The organism is Salmonirosea aquatica (assembly GCF_009296315.1).
In the GTDB taxonomy this organism is placed as follows: domain Bacteria; phylum Bacteroidota; class Bacteroidia; order Cytophagales; family Spirosomataceae; genus Salmonirosea; species Salmonirosea aquatica.
This window is the reverse complement of the sequence record NZ_WHLY01000002.1, coordinates 840,293-858,222: the sequence shown is the minus strand read 5'-3', so window position 1 is coordinate 858,222 and position 17,930 is coordinate 840,293. Positions and strand designations below refer to the sequence as shown.

The following is a 17,930-nucleotide window of genomic DNA, read 5'->3' as shown; positions in this document are numbered from 1 at the left end:
TTAGGAACAAAGGCACAGAGCTACAAAGGCACAAGGTCAAAAGCTACCGGATGTGAAATGCTCAAAGCCGAAGTCGATGTGAGTTTTGTCAACTGTCCATTGTCAACTGCTTGAAATTTCTTGTTCGAAATTTTCAAAAAATTGCTTGGTCAGTGAGTTTGCGACTCCACTCATGACGCGGTTGCCGGTGCGGGCCAGCAGGCCCGATAGCTTGGCCCCGCCATCGAAAACCAGTTCAGTCTTGTCGTCGTCAACGGATTTCAGATCAATTTTGACGGTGGCGTCGGCGTTGCCGATTTTGCTGCTTTGCTTCACATTCAGTGTGTAGCCCTCGCCCTCACGAATGTCCTGCATGGTCAGGCCACCCGAAAACGAACCATTGACGGGCCCCATTTTAACCTGGGCAATGGCTTTGTATTCGTTTTCACCCGTTTTTTCCAAAGTTGTGACACCGGGTACGATTCGCGCCAGCACGTCGGTATCCATGAGCATGGCCCACACCCGATCGGGCGTGGCATTGAGGATGTGGGAGCCGGATAAATCCATCGTTCAGAATTTTTGAAAATTGAAACAGTTCAAATTTACAAAAGAATAATTCTATTCATTAGAACGATTGCCTCATTCTACTACACGATTCTATCAGAAAGAGGGTACCTGAGAAGAAGAAAAAATACTACGGAGTAAATAGCCTCAAAAAGCTCCGTTTCGCCATGATTCGGAGGTAGCCCACAAAGCCGACTGGGTGTTGGTCCGGGTCTTCTGGCGCTCGCGGAATTCGGTAGGTGTGGCACCTGTTTGGCGGCGGAATAATTTCGTGAAGTAGTTGACGTGGTTGAACCCGCAGTCGGTGGCTATTTCAGTGATCGTCCGATCCGTGTGGATCAGGAGCTGGGTACCCCATTGAATACGTTCGCGGTTGATGAACTCGACGGGCGAAAATCCGAATTGCTGCCGGAAGCAACGATAGAAATTTGGTTCGCTCATGCAGGCTTTTTCAGCCAGGGTAGCCACGGATATGCTTTCGTGCAGATGGTCACGCAGGTACTGTACGGCATAAGCCAGGCGATTCTGGTTGGCAAATACGGCCGGATCGTTGAGCATAATGCGCCGCGCCTTAGTCTGCATGAGCCGGATGGTAAGTTCTTGCAGGATAAGCTCCGCAAAGTAGTCCCGCGCTGAATTACCTTCCGAGCAGACGAAAATCAGGCGGTTGAGCAGCTGATTGATGGCTTCTTCGTTGGTAAAATACAGATTGTCGGGCGTAAATTTCCAGCCCTCGGTGCTATCGATCAGCGGAAAGCGGTCATTCAACTGATCGGTCAATTGATGGGTTTTTTCTTCGGACAGGGCTAACGCCAGGCATTGGGTAGGGTTCTGGAGGGTAGCTTCCGGAAAATCGATGTGCATCGCGCTGTGCCCGGGCACCATCACCGACTCGCCGGGATAAAAATCAAAAGCCGGGGTGTTTTCAAGGTGCATGATCTTCTTACCCCGAATCATACTGGCCAGCACCGGACTGCTGAACGACAGCTGCACCTTTTCGGCAACTGCGTGTGTCTCGTATATATTGAGTTCAGCCATCTTCAGCGGGTAAACGGTCCGGTTTTCTACCATATCATCCAATTTTCGGACAGCCAGGTGCCGTGATATGTCGAGGGTTTGCTTTGCTTTCATCTCGATAGTGCCGGGTTTAGTGCGCGTTCAGGTAAGAGGTGGGTTCAGAGGATTCTGACCCATAGGGTACCAAATATATAGAATTTCGTGAGGAAAAAATAAAACGAAAGCCATTTCTATAATTCGGATAAGAATATAGTAGTAGCACACTATCAAGCAGGTTGCACAGCGACCCTACGATAGCTTCAACAGCCTACGCCTTATGAATCCAGCAGTTGATGGCGAAGCGATAGTCCTGAAACTCTCCGCTCGGGCAGCTGACCGGCAACACCTCGTGGTGGACGTACGACTGGAATACCGCTAGCGAATTGTGGGTAGGTTCCAGCACGACGGGCTGGTCGTCGCCCGGAAAAATCTCCATGGGATAAATTTTAAGCCCACCACCGGCGAAGTTTTTAGGAGTACCGTGCAGGTAGTATACGGCACTGATTACGCGGTCGCCGGTTTCGCCGAGCCGCATGTCGATATGGGGCTTGAAAAATGCGCCGTCGCCGTGGGCGGCCAGTTCGATTTCGAAGTTTTTTCTTTTGTTAAAATCCGCCATACCCAGTCCCTGCCGGATTTGGGGGTAAAATGCTTCCACTTTTTCCTGAATGACTTTCTCCCATGGGCCAAGCTCCCGCGATACGTGCGAAATACGTACCTTTTCGTTGATCTTATTTTCCTTTCCTACCAGCGAATGCGTATAAATATCTTTATTATTAACTGCGTAGGCCAGTAGCTGTTGGCTGAGGTCTTCGTCAAGGAAGTTTTCGACGTGCATATAAGGAAATAAGCGGGGCATTTTTTTGAAAATTGATAGTAGACAATGGATTTTGGAAAAAATGACTGACTCATTTTCTGGCAAGTTAGGAAAAAACTCGACCCTGAGATTACCTCCGCAGCCGTTCCACTACATCCCGCACGTGGGCGATAGTTTCTTCAACGTCCGCCTCGCGGGTGAAACGCCCCAAACTAAACCGCACCGAGGCATGGGCGAGGTCGTCAGGTACCCCCAGGGCTTTTAACACGTACGAGGGTTCTATCAGCGCCGACGTACAGGCCGACCCATTGGATACGGCGATACGGTTGAAGGACATCAACAGGGCTTCTCCGTCTACATTCTCAAAGGAAATATTGGTCGTCTGGGGTAGGCGGTAGGTACGATTTCCATTGACGTGCGTATCAATTACTGCGTTTAGAATTTCGTTTTCCAGTCTATCACGGAGTATCGAAAGCCGTTTCTCTTCTTCCAGCATCGAAGTACCCGCCAGCTGACAGGCTTTCCCCAAACCCACAATTCCCGGCACATTCAGGGTACCCGACCGCAGTCCGCGCTCGTGACGGCCGCCATCCAGTTGGGCGGTGAGTTTAATGCCTTTGCGCACATACAAAGCGCCGATTCCCTTAGGGCCGTACAACTTGTGCGCCGACAGACTAAGTAGGTCGATGTTGTCCCTGGCTACGTCGACCGGAATTTTCCCTACCGCCTGCGTAGCATCCGTATGGAAAATTATGACCCGTTCCCGACACAGCCTTCCTATGTCGGCGATGGGCTGGATTACGCCGATTTCGTTGTTGGCATACATCACCGATACCAGCAAGGTGTCGGGTCGAAGTGCGTTTTCAAGCTGTTCCAGGGTAATAAGACCGTCCGAGGCGGGCATGAGGTAGGTGACTTCAGCCCCGAGGGCTTCAAGGTGCTGGCAGGTGTCGAATACGGCTTTGTGCTCGGTCGCTACCGTTACGATGTGGTTCTTCTGCGCACCGAGCGCTTCGAAGGTACCTTTCAATGCCAGATTGTTGGCTTCCGTAGCCCCGCTGGTGAAGATAATTTCCTTTTCACTGGCACCGATCAGCCGGGCGACCTGTTGCCGGGCATGGGCTACGGCGTCGGCAGCTTCCCATCCGTAGAGGTGCGTGCGGCTGGCGGCATTGCCGAATTGTTCGGTAAACCACGGGAGCATCGCATCCAGTACCCGTGGGTCTACGGGGGTGGTGGCGTTGTAGTCGAGGTAGATGGGGCGGCTATATTCCATGAAGCTACTCTGCTTTTTTGAATTTTTTGGCCTGATGATAAACCGTTACGCCCAGCAGCTTCCATTGCAGCATACCGTCGACTGTGTAATTGAAATCACTCCCATCGGCCGTAGTGTTGACGAGGATTCTATGGGGTACCCATTCAAGCCCGCCGACAAACCCATTCCGGATTGAGTGGGCGTCAATGGGTACCCTCTTTCCGGTGCTGTCTTTTCCGTATAGTATGGACAAGGCCATTGAGTTTCCCAGTGATTTTTCCAAGTCTATGTAAGTATGACGAACCGAGGCTGGATCTGCTTTATCCTGCGAGGTCAAACCTTGCTTCACGACCTGATTTTTCGCATTTTTATCTTTTCCTGATTGTCCCATGAAGGACAGCAAACCAAGCCCGAAAAGGATGGAAGCGAACAAGCCCGAATTTTCCCGAATGAGTTTGGCGGCCCGGAAACAAAGGACGATAAAATAAATGAGCAGGGCGACGTTCAGCGCACTCCACAAAAGTTGTAGCATACTATCTTGAAAGTTGACCGATAAGCTAAGCTATCAAAACTTTCCTTACTAGGGCACATTTTATGCGAAAATAGCCGGTAATGACGACTGTCCGTGGCCAGGCTCTGAAACGTACCACGGGTACAAGGTTCTCAAAACTTCGCTTTCTTCTTCCGGGCCTGCGAAAATAGCCAGGGTAGCAGCTGCGGTTCGGCGAAGGCATTGTCCCAACTGTTGTGATTCACGCCGGGGTACTCGGTATACTGCACAGGTACCTTTAGTTGTTTGAGTTTTTCGACGATCTGCCGCGAATTCTCCACGGGTACCACCGAGTCCGCATCACCATGAAACACCCAGAATGGCGTTTTGCGCACGCGCTTGTCGTAGGCGGGCACATCGGCTCCGCCGCAGATGGGCGCAGCGGCCGCAAAGACATTGGGGTGGCGGTACAGTTCTTCAAAGGTACCCATGCCGCCCATCGAAAGTCCCATGATGTACAGGCGGCGCTGATCGACGCCTTCCTCTTGGGTGAGTTGCTGCACCACATCCAGCGCGGCTTCCAGCGGCCAATTGGGCGGGCGGGTATAATCAAAATTAAAGGTCATAGGCTGTTTGGTGCGATCCGCTTGCACCGAACTCCAATAACTTTCCTGCGGACACTGTGGCATGATGACAAAGCAAGGGTACTGCTCGCGGTTTTGCTCGGTCAGAAACATTTTTGCGCCGTGCGTGAGCTGCTTTTCATTGTCGTTGCCGCGTTCGCCCGCACCGTGCAGGAACAGAATCACGGGGTAATTTTTGGTTTTGTCATAATTTTTAGGATACAACAAGCGGTAGGGTAGGGTGTTGCCGGCGGCGGTTTTGTACTCCCGTTTTTCGTATTGGGACAAATCCTGCGCATGGGCAGTAGTAACCAAGAAAAGCAGCACAAGGTACCCCGCCAGCCGAATCGAAGAAATGGTTCTCGAAGTCATTTTTTGTAGAAATAAATACTGAAGATAAAGAATGCATACAGGGTATTTTACCCGGAGCACCTCGTCAGGTACGTAGAAAAACACAAGAACGGCCTTTTCCTTACCATGCAAAAAATCGTTGGAACGGATTTTTCGGGCGAGGTACCCACAGAAAACCTGCCTTTTAGGAAGTACCTTGCCTGCCTTACTTATTCACTTTTAACCCCTATACGCAATCATGTCCAGAATTGCCCTCATTACCGGCGCTTCGTCCGGAATCGGTAAAGCCACCGCGCAAGCCTTCGCCAAAAGTGGCATCGACCTTATTCTCTGTGGCCGACGTAAAGACCGCCTGCGCGACTTAAGCGAAGAGTTTCACCACATAAAAACGACATTGCTCGACTTTGACGTCCGCGACCGCAAGGATACTTTCAAGGCGATCGAGTCGCTGGGCTCCGACTGGCAGAATATTGATATCCTGGTTAACAATGCCGGCAATGCCCACGGTTTTGACCCCGTGGATGCGGGCGATCCCGACGACTGGGACGCCATGCTGGACAGTAATGTCAAGGGCTTGCTGTATGTGAGTAAAGCCGTAATACCCGGCATGGTCAGGCGCGGGCGGGGGCACATCGTGAACCTGAGTTCTATTGCCGGAAAGGAAACCTACGCCAACGGTACGGTGTATTGTGCCTCCAAAGCCGCTGTGGAAGCGCTGAGCGCGGGCATGCGGCTGGACCTTACCCAGCATGGGATTAAAGTGACCAACATTGCGCCCGGCGCGGTGGAAACTGAGTTTTCGATGGTACGTTTCAAGGGTGATGAAGCCCGGGCAGACAAGGTGTACGCAGGTTTTGATCCCCTGCGGGCTGAAGATATTGCCGATAGTATTCTCTACGCCATCAATGCGCCACCCCACGTGACCATTGCCGACATTACAATTCTGGCGGCTGCACAAGCGGCCGCTACCACGGTATATCGGAAGGGCTAACGGGTTAAGAGATGAGGTGAGAACAGAGAAAAAGCGAATTTTATTCTTTGAACCTACTACTCAGTACCTCCGTGTCAATCGCATGACCACCCGGGTATTCCAGTACTTTGAGAAAAGGGAGCTCAGTTTGCAGTGATTCAAGGTACTCGGTCAGATTGAGTTGAGTCAGGTACTCGTCCCGGTTACCATACACGTAATGGGTGTCCTGGGGGGGAAGGCGGTTGGAATCGATCACTTCCCGGATACCGTTGGCGAAGTACCCCGCCCAGAGTATCAGACGATCGCAACGTAGGCGACCTCGGTCGAGCCAGCGGCAGGCCGTGGCCGTCCCCTGCGAAAAGCCCAGTAGCGTGATACGAAGGGAGTCCGGCGAGTGATTCAGGAAAACGGCCTTATAAATACTTTCCAAATAGGCGACGTAATCGTCGATTTCGCTCAGGCGATCTTCGCGGGTCATCCACGACGCGCCGACGCGACCTGAATTGCCGTTCAGATAAAAGTGTGACAAAGCCTCCGGCGCGACGACGTAGGTCTGCTCGTCGCTGATCTTCTCAAATTTTCGAATGAAGTATTCGGCCAATTGCCCGTATCCGTGCAATACAAACCATACATGGCGCGTGCGCTCGCTCATTTCGCCCAGTGTGAAGTAGCGGGCAGAACGGGTAACGGTAAGGGAGTGAGCGGTAGCCAAAATAATGGACAGTTGATAATTGAAAATGGAAAATTTTCGATTCTTTCTAAAAATTGGTCGATTGATAACAACTTGGTAGTAAATCCCTTGGATTCCACTGAAATGCTATTTTCAATTTTCCATTGAATAAAGTACCCCCTCTTTCAGGGCGTAGGTAGATACCCGCAGGCGCTGGATGTGGTAGCTACGAAGTACGTAGTCGATCAGACAAACGGCCACGACAATCATATCGACCCGTAGCGGTATCATGCCCGGAATGGCCAGTCGTTCCTCGTGGTTTTTGGTGAGGAGTTGGGTATAGCTGCGGCGGAATTCTTCCAGTGAGAGCTCGAAGCCCGTCTGGGTGGCGTCGGGCCAGGTGCCGGTCCGATGCTGGTAGTCCATGGCCACCAGCGTGTCAAACGAACCCGACGAACCTACAATAGCGGTAGGAGCGTACTGATGGATGGCGTTGGCCAGCGGAATAAGGTGTTCATCGAAGTAGCTGTACAGGCGCTTGCGGTCAGCCTCCGACAGCGGATCGGTGCGCATGAATTTTTCCAGGATTCTTTGTCCTCCAATCTCAAAGCTCTGTTTCCAAAAGACCTGGCTGTGGTTTCCGATTATGAATTCCACACTCCCTCCCCCGATATCCATCACCAACGCGGGATCCGGTCCCAAATCCAGGGCAGCACGCACACCCCGATAGATGTAGTCAGCTTCCCGCGCCCCATCGATCACCTGAATTGAAATTCCGGTAGCTTCCTGCACTGTCTGACAGAACTCCCGGCCATTTTCGGCATTGCGGATCGCGCTGGTACCAAAGGCAAATGTGCGTTCCGGCGCGACGTCGTAGGCATTCAGTTTTTCACGAAAATAGCGCAGTACCGTCAAGGCACGCTCGGTGGCAGCCGGGGTAATGGTGCGCTGATTAATGCCGCCCTCCCCGATTTTGGCCGCGCGGCTTTCGTGGAAAAGGGTACGGGTGGGCTCCTTTCTGGCAGAACCTACCCGATAGCCATCGCCCGGGGGCTCGACAATGAGCAAGTGAAAGGTATTGGTGCCCAGATCAATAATGCCCAGCCGCTGATGGTCCATGGAAAAAGGTTAGGATAGATGCATTGTGATTTTGCCAGAATTCCAAAAATAGTTAGATTTTTGAATACTTAATGCTTGATTTTCTGGTAAATCTGCGTTTTCTTTGCAATCCTATTTTTTTCGAAAACCAATCAAAAAACAGTATATAGCTCCTATGCTTATCATTAACGTCAAAGACAACGAATCAATCGACCGCGCGTTGAAGCGGTACAAGAAGAAATTTGAAAGAACCGGTACCATGCGTCAGCTGCGTGCCCGGACGGCTTTTACCAAGCCTTCCGTAAAGCGTCGTCACGAAATTCTGAACGCTATCTATAAGCAGAAAACCTACGGTCACCTGGAAGACTAGTCCTTTGGGCTTTTCTTTTTGCTGACCAGCTAGTGCGGAAAAACTATATCTTTTTCCGTATATATATTCCTAGGGGATGTCTTGCGCAAGACATCCCCTTTTCGTATGTTAGGGCGATGATAGAAACCTTTCTCGATCACCTGCGCTACGAGAAGCGCGTTAGTGCCCACACGCTTACCGCCTATGGCAATGATCTCGATCAGTTAGCCAAGTACCTGCTGTTCCAGTATGAATGTGCAGCTCCCGAAACCGCCAACGCCTCCATGCTGCGCTCCTGGGTGGTGAGTCTGGTGGAAGAAGGGCTGAATCCCGCTTCGGTCAACCGGAAAATGGCTACGCTCAGATCCTATTATAAATTCCTGCGCCGTCGCCAGCTCATTACCCAGGATCCTGCCCGTAATCTGCTTTCCCTGAAAACCAAACGGAAACTACCGGCCTTCGTAGAAGAGAAGGCCATGGGGGTGCTCTTTGACGAAGTGGAGTTTACAGATGATTTTGCGGGTCTGCGCGACCGCGTAATTATGGAACTACTCTATGGTACCGGGATGCGCCTCTCGGAATTACTGGCTCTGGAAGTAGGGCATGTGGACACTGAATCGAGGCTGGTGCGGGTGTTGGGCAAGCGGGCCAAAGAGCGCCTCATTCCTGTGACGACTTCCCTGGCGCAGTTACTGACGGAATACATGGCATTTCGGGTGCCCGAGGAGACCACGGAACAACTCATCCTGACCGATGCGGGTAAACCCGCCTACCCTGTGTTCATTCAGCGTAGGGTGAAGAGGTACCTTTCGGTCGTCACTACGCTTTCCCAGAAGAGTCCCCACGTGCTGCGGCACTCCTACGCCACACATCTGCTCAACCGGGGTGCCGACCTGAACGCCATCAAGGAATTGCTCGGCCATGCCAACCTGGCCGCCACGCAGATCTACACCCATAATTCCATTGAGAAACTTAAGAAAACCCACCAGCAGGCCCATCCGAAAGCTTAGAGAAACTAAAAATTGAGCGTCGAATGCGGAAAGCGAGGCGAGTTAATTTGTTAAAAATGAGATATTTATACCAAACTTCTCTTCTAAGAATATTATATATGCCCTTCCAAACAACTTTTTCGGGGTATATTTGCTTGAATAACACAAATTAAATTCTGTAAAAGTGGCAGAAAACAGGACGCACCTACCGTTAGCTCTCCCACTTTATATTCTCAATTTTTTCAACTCTCAATCCTACCCTAACTAAATGGCCAACGTTTTTCAAGACGCCGTCGTTACGAAGTACAATATTTTCAATAGCCTCTTTCTGAGTTTGCCCTATCGGGGGGTGTTCCAAACAGGGTCGTTGTTGCCTTTGCTGACCCAGAAATGCGAGGAAGGGTTTCAGGAGAATAAGTCGCCCCGGCAGATTATCGAGCATTTTTTCAATGAATACCTCGAAGAAGCTACCCCCAAGCAACGCATGGACCTGCTGTTTGCTTTTATTCAGTATATCGAGCGGCAGGTGGTTTTGTTCGATTCGGTGGAAGATGCCTCTTTCGACCTGACCCACGAAATGGAGGGGAAAGGCTCGGTGAAGTTCCTGGCCGATCGCCTCGACAGTGACGCGATGCGACGGAAAATGCTGGAGAAATTACAGGATTTCAGCGTCCGGATCGTACTCACGGCCCATCCCACGCAGTTTTATCCGGGCAAAGTACTGGGCATTATCCATGATCTCGAAAAATCGATTCGCGAAAACGATTTTAAGGCGGTCAACGAGCTTATTCTGCAGCTGGGAAAAACCGCCTTCATCAACCATACTAAACCTACCCCCTACGACGAAGCCGTGAGTTTGAGCTGGTTTCTGGAAAACGTATTCTACGAAGCGGTTCCGACCATTCTCAAAAAGCTCATCGACAGTCTGGGCATGTCGGCCCACGACTGGCCCTATCCTGATGTATTCCGGCTGGGCTTCTGGCCGGGTGGCGACCGTGATGGCAACCCATTCGTCAATGCCGACATTACGCTCAAGGTGGCTGCCAAGCTCCGCGATTCATTGCTGCGGGGGTACTACCGCGACATCCGTAATCTGAAACGACGGCTAACCTTCAAAGGCGTAGAGGATACGATTTCGATGATGGAACGCAAGATGAACAGTTCCATTTTTGGTCCAGAGGAAGAGGGTTATAAAAGTGCGGATGAACTCATGAGCGAGTTGCAGCAAACGCGGCAGGTACTTGTGGAAAAGCATCAGGGGTTGTTTTTGGATGCACTGGATACCTTTATCCTCAAAGTGAAGCTGTTTGGATTCTTCTTTGCCAGCCTGGATGTGCGTCAGGATAGCCGCAAGCATACCAAGGCCTGGGAGGATATCTTAAAGCGGCTGGAGTCAAAAATTCCGCTCATGAGGTACCATGAGTACCAGGATTGGGACGAAAACAGGAAAATCGATCTGTTGCTTTCGCTCAACATACCCCTGCGGGATGAAGACTATGAGGATGCGACTACCAAGGATATTATTTCGTCCATGCGCGCGATAAAAACCATTCAGGAACGTAACGGAGTGCCGGGTGCACACCGTTACGTGATCAGTAATTCACAGAAAGCCCTGGACGTGATGGGAGTCGTGGCTCTGGCCAAAAATCTGATCGCGGACGCAGAGGGGTACCTTACGCTGGATGTGGTACCTTTGTTTGAGACTGTTGACGACCTGGCCAATTCGGCCGACGTAATGCGTACGCTGTACGGGAACGACTACTACCGCGCGCATCTGTCGCGTCGGGGCAATCATCAGACCATCATGGTCGGTTTTTCGGATGGTACCAAAGACGGAGGGTACCTGCGCGCCAACTGGTCGATCTACGAAGCCAAAGAAGAACTTACCAAAGTATCGCGTGAGTTTGGGATTAAGGTTACGTTTTTCGACGGACGTGGCGGCCCTCCGGGCCGGGGCGGCGGCAATAACCAAAACTTCTACGCTTCACTGGGCAAAGATATCGAAGACAAGGAAGTACAGCTTACCGTGCAAGGGCAGACCATCAGCTCAAATTATGGTACCGTCCAGACTGCCGTGTACAACCTCGAACGGCTCTTTTCGGCGGGACTGGAAAATAGTTTGTTCCGCAAAAGCCATAAAGACGAACAACTGACCGACGCCGACAAGGCCCTGATGGAAGAACTGGCCGAAGCCGCCTACCAGTCGTATCTGGATTTAAAAAATCATCCGGCGTTCGTAAAGTACCTCGATACCAAAACCCCCCTGCGCTTTTATGGCCAAACCAACATCGGCAGCCGCCCTACCAAGCGCGGCAAGGACGGTGAAGGACTCAAATTCGAGGATCTGAGGGCTATTCCTTTTGTGGGTTCCTGGGCGCAGATGAAGCAGAACGTACCCGGTTTTTACGGATTCGGCTCGGCCATCGAGCAGTTGGCTAACGAAGGTAAGCTGGACGACATCAAGAAGCTTTACAAAAAATCGCTCTTCTTTCGCACTTTGATCGAGAATTCCATGCAGTCGTTATCCAAAGCCTTTTTCCCGGCTACGGAGTACCTGCGCGACGAAGAAGAGTACCGGGAGTTTTATGATAAAATGCACGAAGAATTCAAAAGGACCGATAGGCTGCTGTTGGAAATATCCGGTCAGAAAGAATTGCTGGATAGCAATGTAGTTACCAAAGAATCGATCAAAATTCGGGAACGCATCGTACTGCCCCTGATCACGATTCAGCAGTATGCCCTGCAAATGCTCTCGGAAGCGCCCGGGAATCGCAGCATGGAAGTGGAAACGCTGAACAAGCTCATCATGCGCGCCATGTTTGGGATTATCAATGCGGCCCGAAATTCAGCCTAAGGGTAACTTTTAAAAAAGAATTTGTCACAAAAAAGCGACGCCGGAACTCCGGCGTCGCTTTTTTGTGGGGGTAGGTAGGTTTATCTTTTCTTAAATTCCAGGAAATCCGTAGAAGTGGTGGTGGTGGCTCCCGGATCTTTGAAAGTGAGGGTGATGCCTATACTCTCGCCTCCGCTTCCATCCTTCGACTTGGTGGCTTCGCCCGACACATGGCGGGTTTTCAGCGTTCCATCTTCGTTCAGTTCAGCATCCTGATCAATCTTAAATGAAACAGGATTGAGTACCTGAATGTCTTTGAGCTGATATACATCCTTGCTGGTGAACACTTTACCTTGGTTCTTGAAGGTATAATCAATGGTATACACAATGTTGAGCGTGTTCTCGGTAGTCGATGTCACTACCCAGGTCTGGGCCGTGGAGTTGGCCCCGTCGGCCGTATTGGTCCAATATTCACCCACAAAGTTGGTGGCGTAATCGGGCTTGGGCTCGTCATCCTTATTCGTGCAGGCAGCCACTGAAACAATCAGAAACAATACAAGTAGTTTTTTCATGGAGCAAATTTGATGATCAGACGGAGTTAATTTGATACAGTTGGGTGATTTATTTAGTTTGGATAACGACAAACAGCCGCTTCGTCATATTTCTCAATCCACCTTTTTCCATTTTCCGCGTCTGGTATTTCGCCCTCTGCTTGTGAATCAGGCCTAAACATACTTGCGAAGTACCAGAAGATTTGTTTTCAAATAAACAAAATAATTCAAAAATTTGTTGGAATAATAAATTGTCTGTATAATTGTTGCTTAAACAACTGTACCGTTTTTATTACCATCATTGATTGGAATATGCCGATTTATCACCATTTAGGAAACGTTCCGCACAAACGCCACACGCAGTTTGAGAAACCAACCGGTGGGCTATACTACGAGCAGGTTTTCGGTACGGTGGGTTTCGAGGGTATGTCATCGTTGCTCTACCACGTTCATAGGCCCACGCAGGTCAGGAGAGTGGGAGTACCTCAGGATGTCAGCCCGAAGGTAGTGGTGGAGAATAATCTCACCATGCGGAAACTGCTTGGATTTTCGGTGAAGCCGATGGAGGATTTTCTGGACAGCCGCGTGCCGCTGCTGGTCAACCGGGATGTGACGATTGGCGTAGCGGCACCACGCCACTCTCTGACCGACTATTTCTATAAGAATGCCGATGCCGATGAACTTCTTTTTATACACAGGGGGAGCGGCAGACTCCGGACTATGTTTGGCTCGATTGCTTTTGAGTACGGGGATTATTTGGTTATTCCACGCGGAATAATTTATCAGATTGACTTTGATGGTACCGATAATCGCCTGCTGTACCTGGAATCGCACGCGCCACTGGAAACGCCCCGCCGATATCGCAATCATTTTGGCCAGCTCAAAGAGCATGCTCCCTACAGTGAGCGCGACTACAAGCTACCCACCGAACTGGAAACCCACGACGAAACGGGTGATTTTCTGATCAGGATCAAAAAACAGAACGCCCTGCACCCGCTCACCTACGCGACGCATCCGTTTGATGTGGTAGGTTGGGATGGCTACAACTACCCCTGGGGTATATCCATCCACGATTTTGAACCCATTACGGGTCGCGTACACCAGCCGCCGCCTGTCCATCAGATGTTCCAGACCGACGCTTTTGTGGTGTGTTCATTCTGTCCGAGGATGTACGACTACCACCCCAAGGCCATTCCGGCTCCTTATAACCACAGCAACATTGACTCTGACGAGGTACTGTATTACGTGGATGGCGATTTCATGAGCCGCAACGACATTGCACCGGGGTACCTCACCCTGCATCCCGGCGGCATTCCGCACGGGCCGCATCCGGGCGCGTACGAGCGGAGTATCGGGAAGAAAGAAACCCATGAACTGGCCGTAATGGTGGATACCTTCCGACCTCTGATGCTCACGGAGGCGGCGATGGCAATTGATGATGGAAAATACTATAAAAGCTGGCTGAGTGAAGAGATGTGAATTATGAATCATTAGATATGAGATATGGAAACGCTGGAATTAACCAAACCAACTATTGAAACAACTAAGGATTTCCTGCCGCTGAACGGGACGGACTACCTTGAACTCTACGTGGGAAATGCCCGTCAGGCTGCTCACTACTTTCAAACTGCTTTCGGCTTTCAGCCGTTGGCCCACGCGGGTCTGGAAACCGGACTACACGACCAAGAATCGTATGTGGTGGTGCAGGGCAAAATCCGCCTCGTACTTACCTCACCCTTAGTCAAGGGTACCGAAATCGGGAAACACCTCGACCGCCACGGCGACGGAGTGCGCGTGGTGGCCTTGTGGGTGGATGATGCTACCTACTCGTACCAAGAAACGGTGAAAAGAGGTGCCAAACCCTTTATGGCACCTACTCTGGAAGAAGATGGACAGGGACGCGTGGTACGCTCGGGCATTCGGGCTTATGGCGATACAGTGCACATTTTTGTAGAGCGCAAAGCCTATGCCGGTGTTTTTCTGCCCGGTTTTAAGGTCTGGGAGCCTCACTATCAGCCCGCTCCGGTAGGATTGAACTATGTGGATCACATGGTGGGCAACGTAGGATGGAACGAAATGAACACCTGGACGTCCTTCTACGCCAAGGTGATGGGATTCAGTCAGTTGGTGTCTTTTGATGACAAAGATATCTCCACCGACTACACGGCTCTGATGAGCAAAGTGATGAGCAATGGCAACGGGCGCATCAAATTCCCGATTAACGAGCCCGCCGAAGGACGTAAAAAATCACAAGTGGAAGAGTACCTCGACTTTTACGACGGACCCGGAATTCAACACATCGCGGTAGCCACCGACGATATCGTTGGAACGGTGACCGATCTGAAAAACCGCGGCGTGGAATTCCTGCAGGTACCTCAAGCCTACTACGATGATCTGCTGAGTCGGGTGGGGGATATCGATGAAGAGCTGGACGAGCTGCGCAAACTGGGTATCCTGGTCGACCGGGACGAAGAGGGGTACCTGCTGCAAATTTTCAGCAAACCCATTATGCCCCGTCCGACGCTATTTTTTGAAATTATCCAGCGCAAGGGTGCCCGGTCGTTTGGCAAGGGAAACTTCAAAGCCCTTTTCGAAGCCATTGAGCGGGAACAGGAATTGCGGGGTACCTTATGATTTTGAGGGACAAAGGGACATAGTACCAGAGACACAGAGTGAATTAGACAATCCAGAAATGAATTGGATCGGATAAAACTAAAAATTGACTTGGTCCCTGTAGTGCTTTGTTTTGGAAATAAGTATCAACCCCTTTGTGCCTAAGTGCCTTAGGAACTTTCTGCCTTTGAAAATGAACCAGCCCTATAACAAATACACTCCTGCCGACCATGCCATGTGGAAAAAGCTTTTTGAGCGGCAGATGGAGCAACTTCCCCACATTGCGAGTGAAGCCTACCTGAGCGGAATTGAAAAGGTCGGTTTCGTAGCCGATCATATTCCCAACTTTGCCCTGGACACCAATCCCCGGCTGCGAAAACTCACGGGCTGGGAAGTTTATGTGGTGCCGGGCCTTATCCCGCACAGGGAATTTTACCAGCATTTGGCCGATCGGCAGTTTCCAGCCTCGACCTGGCTGCGCAAGCCTGAGCAGCTGGATTATCTGGAAGAGCCCGATATGTTTCATGATACATTCGGGCATGTACCCTTGCTGAGTAATCAGGCTTTCTGCGACTTTATGGCCAACCTGAGTAAGGTGGCACTGCGCTTTATTGATGACGAGGATGCTCTGCAGCGCCTTTCGCGCCTGTATTGGTACACCGTGGAGTTCGGGTTAATCCGCGAGAAGGGCGAATTGAAGATTTATGGAGGGGGTATTATCTCGTCGCCCGGCGAGAGTGCGTATTGTTTACAGCAGGAGGTACCTAAGCTTGACTTTGATGTTGCGAAGCTCCTGCAGACGCCTTACCACATAGATCGGTTTCAGGATCATTATTTTGTAATCGATTCGTACGAACAGTTATTTGATTCGGTTCCGGAAATTGAGGGATTCTTGGAGAATATTGCACAAAATAGCTCCGTTCACTAAATGAATCGCAAAAAAAATAGTGTTTTATTAGTAAGACAATAGTTTCCGCCTAGTATATTTGTAGGATTTATATACAGTCCTGAATCCCCTAACCGTATCATGACGCATCACTCCGACCAACGCGCCTATTTCTTCAAGATCGATACCACCATTAAAAAAATCCGCAGTTCCCTCCAGAAAATGCTGAATGAAAGCGGCATCGACCTGACCGTGGATCAGTGGGTACTGATAGACCATATTTCCCGGGATGAGGGGATCAGTCAGAATGCTTTAGCCGAGGTTACCTACAAAGATCCCCCGACGGTAACTCGCATCATTGATCTATTGGAAAAGAAAGGCTTTGTGGAGCGCCGGATGGCGGCGGGTGATCGCCGTAAGTTCAACATCCACATGACCAAGAAGGGATTACAAATCCGAGATGAAGCCTTTCCGGTGGTAGCCGAAATCCGCCGAAAAGGTTGGGGAGAGTTGAATGAGGCTGACTATCAGCAATTTGTACGCATCATGGATTCGATCTATGCCAACTTCAGTAATTCCGAATGACATTGCCTGCTTCGTGGCTCCCCGTTGCTTCCGACTCTGATTTTTCCGTGCACAACCTACCCTTTGGGGTTTTCAGCACCGGATTAGAACAGCCCAGGGTAGGGGTAGCCATTGGGGATTTTATTATCGATATGAGCACCGCGGCTCAGCTTGGGGTTATGTCCGAGGCAGGAGTGGCGGTTTCTGTTTTTCAGCACCCTACCCTTAATCCTCTTATGTCGCTGGGACGGCCTGCTGCCCGTCGAATACGGGAAATTTTGCAACGGCAGCTTACCCAAACCGATTCTTTTTTGCACAAACTGGCGGCTGAGGTACTTGTACCACAAGCCATCGCCCAATTGCACCTGCCCGTCGCTATTGGCGACTACACCGATTTTTATTCCAGCCTGGAACACGCCACCCAGGTCGGCCAATTGTTCCGCCCCAACAACCCCTTGCTACCCAACTGGAAGCATTTACCCGTAGCCTATCACGGTCGGTCGTCGTCCATTGTGGTGTCGGGTACCCCTATCAACCGTCCCAATGGCCAGGTTCTGCCGATGGGAGCCGAGGTGCCCATTTTCCAACCTACCCAGGCGCTGGACTATGAGCTGGAGCTGGGGTTTGTAATTGGCAAAAACTCAAAACTTGGGGTACCTGTTTCCGTGGAAGAAGCCGAGGAGTACATCTTTGGTTGCGTGCTGTTCAACGACTGGTCGGCGCGGGATATCCAACGGTGGGAATACCAGCCACTGGGGCCTTTTTTGAGCAAAAATTTCGCCTCGTCCCTATCACCCTGGGTCGTGACACTCGATGCGCTGGAAACTTTTCGGGTAGCGGGCCCGGAACAAAATCCCGAACCGCTGCCGTATCTGAGAACCAGTGGCGCTTTGAATTTTGATCTGAATCTGGAAGTGGCGATCAAGCCTCAGGACGTGAGTGAAACCGTGGTCTGCCGTACCAGCGCCCGGTACGTGTATTGGAACATCCGGCAACAACTCGCCCACCATACCGTGTCGGGTTGCAACCTGCGGGTAGGCGATTTACTGGCAACGGGTACCATCAGTGGACCGGACGGCAGCGGTTGCCTGCTGGAACTGACCGAGGGCGGCAAGAAGCCGATTCGCCTGACGGATGGAACTGAACGTACCTACCTGCAGCATGGCGACGAAGTGATCATGCGCGGTCATGCCGGGCGCGGTGATGTGCGGGTCGGATTTGGTGAAGTGCGGGGTAGCATTCTGGATTCGCCAGAATCTGAAAACTAAAATT

18 protein-coding genes are annotated in these 17,930 nt (G+C 51.0%); 9 read left to right on the top strand and 9 right to left on the bottom strand.

Features of this window, described 5'->3' with window-relative positions; translation table 11 throughout:
• Positions 1-102: 102 nt before the first annotated feature.
• The 6 genes from GBK04_RS04625 to GBK04_RS04600 all read right to left on the bottom strand — a co-directional run bounded on the left by GBK04_RS04625 (position 103) and on the right by GBK04_RS04600 (position 5,156).
• Positions 103-546: an SRPBCC family protein gene (locus tag GBK04_RS04625; RefSeq protein WP_152757272.1), complete on the bottom strand. Its 444-nt coding sequence runs from the start codon at positions 544-546 to the stop codon at positions 103-105.
• Between the two features lie 144 nt (positions 547-690).
• Complete coding sequence (locus tag GBK04_RS04620; RefSeq protein ID WP_152757270.1) at positions 691-1,674, bottom strand: AraC family transcriptional regulator; 984 nt, start codon at positions 1,672-1,674, stop codon at positions 691-693.
• A 193-nt stretch (positions 1,675-1,867) separates the two neighbouring features.
• Positions 1,868-2,458, bottom strand: coding sequence for a 2OG-Fe(II) oxygenase (locus GBK04_RS04615; RefSeq protein WP_152757268.1), 591 nt, complete (start codon positions 2,456-2,458; stop codon positions 1,868-1,870).
• A gap of 88 nt (positions 2,459-2,546) precedes the next feature.
• Positions 2,547-3,692 (bottom strand): IscS subfamily cysteine desulfurase, encoded by a 1,146-nt coding sequence (locus tag GBK04_RS04610; RefSeq protein WP_152757266.1) that lies wholly within the window; start codon positions 3,690-3,692, stop codon positions 2,547-2,549.
• A gap of 4 nt (positions 3,693-3,696) precedes the next feature.
• On the bottom strand, positions 3,697-4,203 hold the full coding sequence (locus GBK04_RS04605) for a hypothetical protein (RefSeq protein ID WP_152757264.1): 507 nt from the start codon (positions 4,201-4,203) through the stop codon (positions 3,697-3,699).
• A 131-nt stretch (positions 4,204-4,334) separates the two neighbouring features.
• On the bottom strand, positions 4,335-5,156 hold the full coding sequence (locus tag GBK04_RS04600) for a carboxylesterase family protein (protein ID WP_152757262.1): 822 nt from the start codon (positions 5,154-5,156) through the stop codon (positions 4,335-4,337).
• 217 nt (positions 5,157-5,373) lie between these two features.
• Between GBK04_RS04600 and GBK04_RS04595 the strand changes: the two genes are divergently transcribed.
• Positions 5,374-6,126 (top strand): SDR family NAD(P)-dependent oxidoreductase, encoded by a 753-nt coding sequence (locus GBK04_RS04595; RefSeq protein WP_152757260.1) that lies wholly within the window; start codon positions 5,374-5,376, stop codon positions 6,124-6,126.
• Positions 6,127-6,166: 40 nt separating this feature from the next.
• On the opposite strand, the gene GBK04_RS04590 is transcribed toward GBK04_RS04595, so the two are convergent.
• Both GBK04_RS04590 and GBK04_RS04585 read right to left on the bottom strand, forming a co-directional pair.
• Positions 6,167-6,817 (bottom strand): alpha/beta hydrolase, encoded by a 651-nt coding sequence (locus GBK04_RS04590; RefSeq protein ID WP_152757259.1) that lies wholly within the window; start codon positions 6,815-6,817, stop codon positions 6,167-6,169.
• Between the two features lie 111 nt (positions 6,818-6,928).
• Positions 6,929-7,894: a Ppx/GppA phosphatase family protein gene (locus tag GBK04_RS04585; protein ID WP_152757257.1), complete on the bottom strand. Its 966-nt coding sequence runs from the start codon at positions 7,892-7,894 to the stop codon at positions 6,929-6,931.
• A 154-nt stretch (positions 7,895-8,048) separates the two neighbouring features.
• On the opposite strand from GBK04_RS04585, the gene rpsU reads away from it, so the two are divergent.
• From rpsU to GBK04_RS04570, 3 genes are all read left to right on the top strand, one after another.
• Positions 8,049-8,243, top strand: a complete 195-nt coding sequence (gene rpsU / locus GBK04_RS04580; protein WP_152757255.1) for a 30S ribosomal protein S21 — start codon at positions 8,049-8,051, stop codon at positions 8,241-8,243.
• Positions 8,244-8,359: 116 nt separating this feature from the next.
• Complete coding sequence (locus tag GBK04_RS04575; protein WP_152757253.1) at positions 8,360-9,232, top strand: tyrosine-type recombinase/integrase; 873 nt, start codon at positions 8,360-8,362, stop codon at positions 9,230-9,232.
• Between the two features lie 247 nt (positions 9,233-9,479).
• A complete protein-coding gene (locus GBK04_RS04570) occupies positions 9,480-12,065 on the top strand; it encodes a phosphoenolpyruvate carboxylase (RefSeq protein WP_152757251.1) in 2,586 nt (861 codons plus the stop codon).
• Between the two features lie 80 nt (positions 12,066-12,145).
• On the opposite strand, the gene GBK04_RS04565 is transcribed toward GBK04_RS04570, so the two are convergent.
• Positions 12,146-12,616, bottom strand: a complete 471-nt coding sequence (locus tag GBK04_RS04565) for a hypothetical protein (RefSeq protein WP_152757249.1) — start codon at positions 12,614-12,616, stop codon at positions 12,146-12,148.
• Between the two features lie 291 nt (positions 12,617-12,907).
• Here GBK04_RS04565 and GBK04_RS04560 point away from each other — a divergent pair, with 291 nt between their 5' ends.
• The 5 genes from GBK04_RS04560 (at position 12,908) to fahA (ending at position 17,926) form a co-directional block, all read left to right on the top strand.
• Positions 12,908-14,074: a homogentisate 1,2-dioxygenase gene (locus GBK04_RS04560; protein ID WP_152757247.1), complete on the top strand. Its 1,167-nt coding sequence runs from the start codon at positions 12,908-12,910 to the stop codon at positions 14,072-14,074.
• Between the two features lie 24 nt (positions 14,075-14,098).
• Complete coding sequence (gene hppD, locus GBK04_RS04555; RefSeq protein WP_152757245.1) at positions 14,099-15,229, top strand: 4-hydroxyphenylpyruvate dioxygenase; 1,131 nt, start codon at positions 14,099-14,101, stop codon at positions 15,227-15,229.
• Between the two features lie 172 nt (positions 15,230-15,401).
• Positions 15,402-16,136 carry a phenylalanine 4-monooxygenase gene (locus tag GBK04_RS04550; protein WP_152757243.1) on the top strand — a complete coding sequence of 245 codons (735 nt, stop codon included), beginning with the start codon at positions 15,402-15,404 and terminating at the stop codon, positions 16,134-16,136.
• A 99-nt stretch (positions 16,137-16,235) separates the two neighbouring features.
• Positions 16,236-16,679 carry a MarR family winged helix-turn-helix transcriptional regulator gene (locus tag GBK04_RS04545; RefSeq protein ID WP_152757241.1) on the top strand — a complete coding sequence of 148 codons (444 nt, stop codon included), beginning with the start codon at positions 16,236-16,238 and terminating at the stop codon, positions 16,677-16,679.
• Positions 16,676-17,926, top strand: coding sequence for a fumarylacetoacetase (fahA, locus tag GBK04_RS04540; RefSeq protein WP_152757239.1), 1,251 nt, complete (start codon positions 16,676-16,678; stop codon positions 17,924-17,926). The genes GBK04_RS04545 and fahA overlap by 4 nt, the downstream gene beginning before the upstream one ends.
• Positions 17,927-17,930: the final 4 nt, after the last annotated feature.

Excerpts from the sequence above, each read along its gene's own strand:
- GBK04_RS04625 (WP_152757272.1), bottom strand. The coding sequence starts at position 546 with ATGGATTTATCCGGCTCCCACATCCTCAATGCCACGCCCGATCGGGTG.
- GBK04_RS04620 (WP_152757270.1), bottom strand. The coding sequence starts at position 1,674 with ATGAAAGCAAAGCAAACCCTCGACATATCACGGCACCTGGCTGTCCGA.
- GBK04_RS04615 (WP_152757268.1), bottom strand. The coding sequence starts at position 2,458 with ATGCCCCGCTTATTTCCTTATATGCACGTCGAAAACTTCCTTGACGAA.
- GBK04_RS04610 (WP_152757266.1), bottom strand. The coding sequence starts at position 3,692 with ATGGAATATAGCCGCCCCATCTACCTCGACTACAACGCCACCACCCCC.
- GBK04_RS04605 (WP_152757264.1), bottom strand. The coding sequence starts at position 4,203 with ATGCTACAACTTTTGTGGAGTGCGCTGAACGTCGCCCTGCTCATTTAT.
- GBK04_RS04600 (WP_152757262.1), bottom strand. The coding sequence starts at position 5,156 with ATGACTTCGAGAACCATTTCTTCGATTCGGCTGGCGGGGTACCTTGTG.
- GBK04_RS04595 (WP_152757260.1), top strand. The coding sequence starts at position 5,374 with ATGTCCAGAATTGCCCTCATTACCGGCGCTTCGTCCGGAATCGGTAAA.
- GBK04_RS04585 (WP_152757257.1), bottom strand. The coding sequence starts at position 7,894 with ATGGACCATCAGCGGCTGGGCATTATTGATCTGGGCACCAATACCTTT.
- rpsU (WP_152757255.1), top strand. The coding sequence starts at position 8,049 with ATGCTTATCATTAACGTCAAAGACAACGAATCAATCGACCGCGCGTTG.
- GBK04_RS04575 (WP_152757253.1), top strand. The coding sequence starts at position 8,360 with ATGATAGAAACCTTTCTCGATCACCTGCGCTACGAGAAGCGCGTTAGT.
- GBK04_RS04570 (WP_152757251.1), top strand. The coding sequence starts at position 9,480 with ATGGCCAACGTTTTTCAAGACGCCGTCGTTACGAAGTACAATATTTTC.
- GBK04_RS04565 (WP_152757249.1), bottom strand. The coding sequence starts at position 12,616 with ATGAAAAAACTACTTGTATTGTTTCTGATTGTTTCAGTGGCTGCCTGC.
- GBK04_RS04560 (WP_152757247.1), top strand. The coding sequence starts at position 12,908 with ATGCCGATTTATCACCATTTAGGAAACGTTCCGCACAAACGCCACACG.
- hppD (WP_152757245.1), top strand. The coding sequence starts at position 14,099 with ATGGAAACGCTGGAATTAACCAAACCAACTATTGAAACAACTAAGGAT.
- GBK04_RS04550 (WP_152757243.1), top strand. The coding sequence starts at position 15,402 with ATGAACCAGCCCTATAACAAATACACTCCTGCCGACCATGCCATGTGG.
- GBK04_RS04545 (WP_152757241.1), top strand. The coding sequence starts at position 16,236 with ATGACGCATCACTCCGACCAACGCGCCTATTTCTTCAAGATCGATACC.
- fahA (WP_152757239.1), top strand. The coding sequence starts at position 16,676 with ATGACATTGCCTGCTTCGTGGCTCCCCGTTGCTTCCGACTCTGATTTT.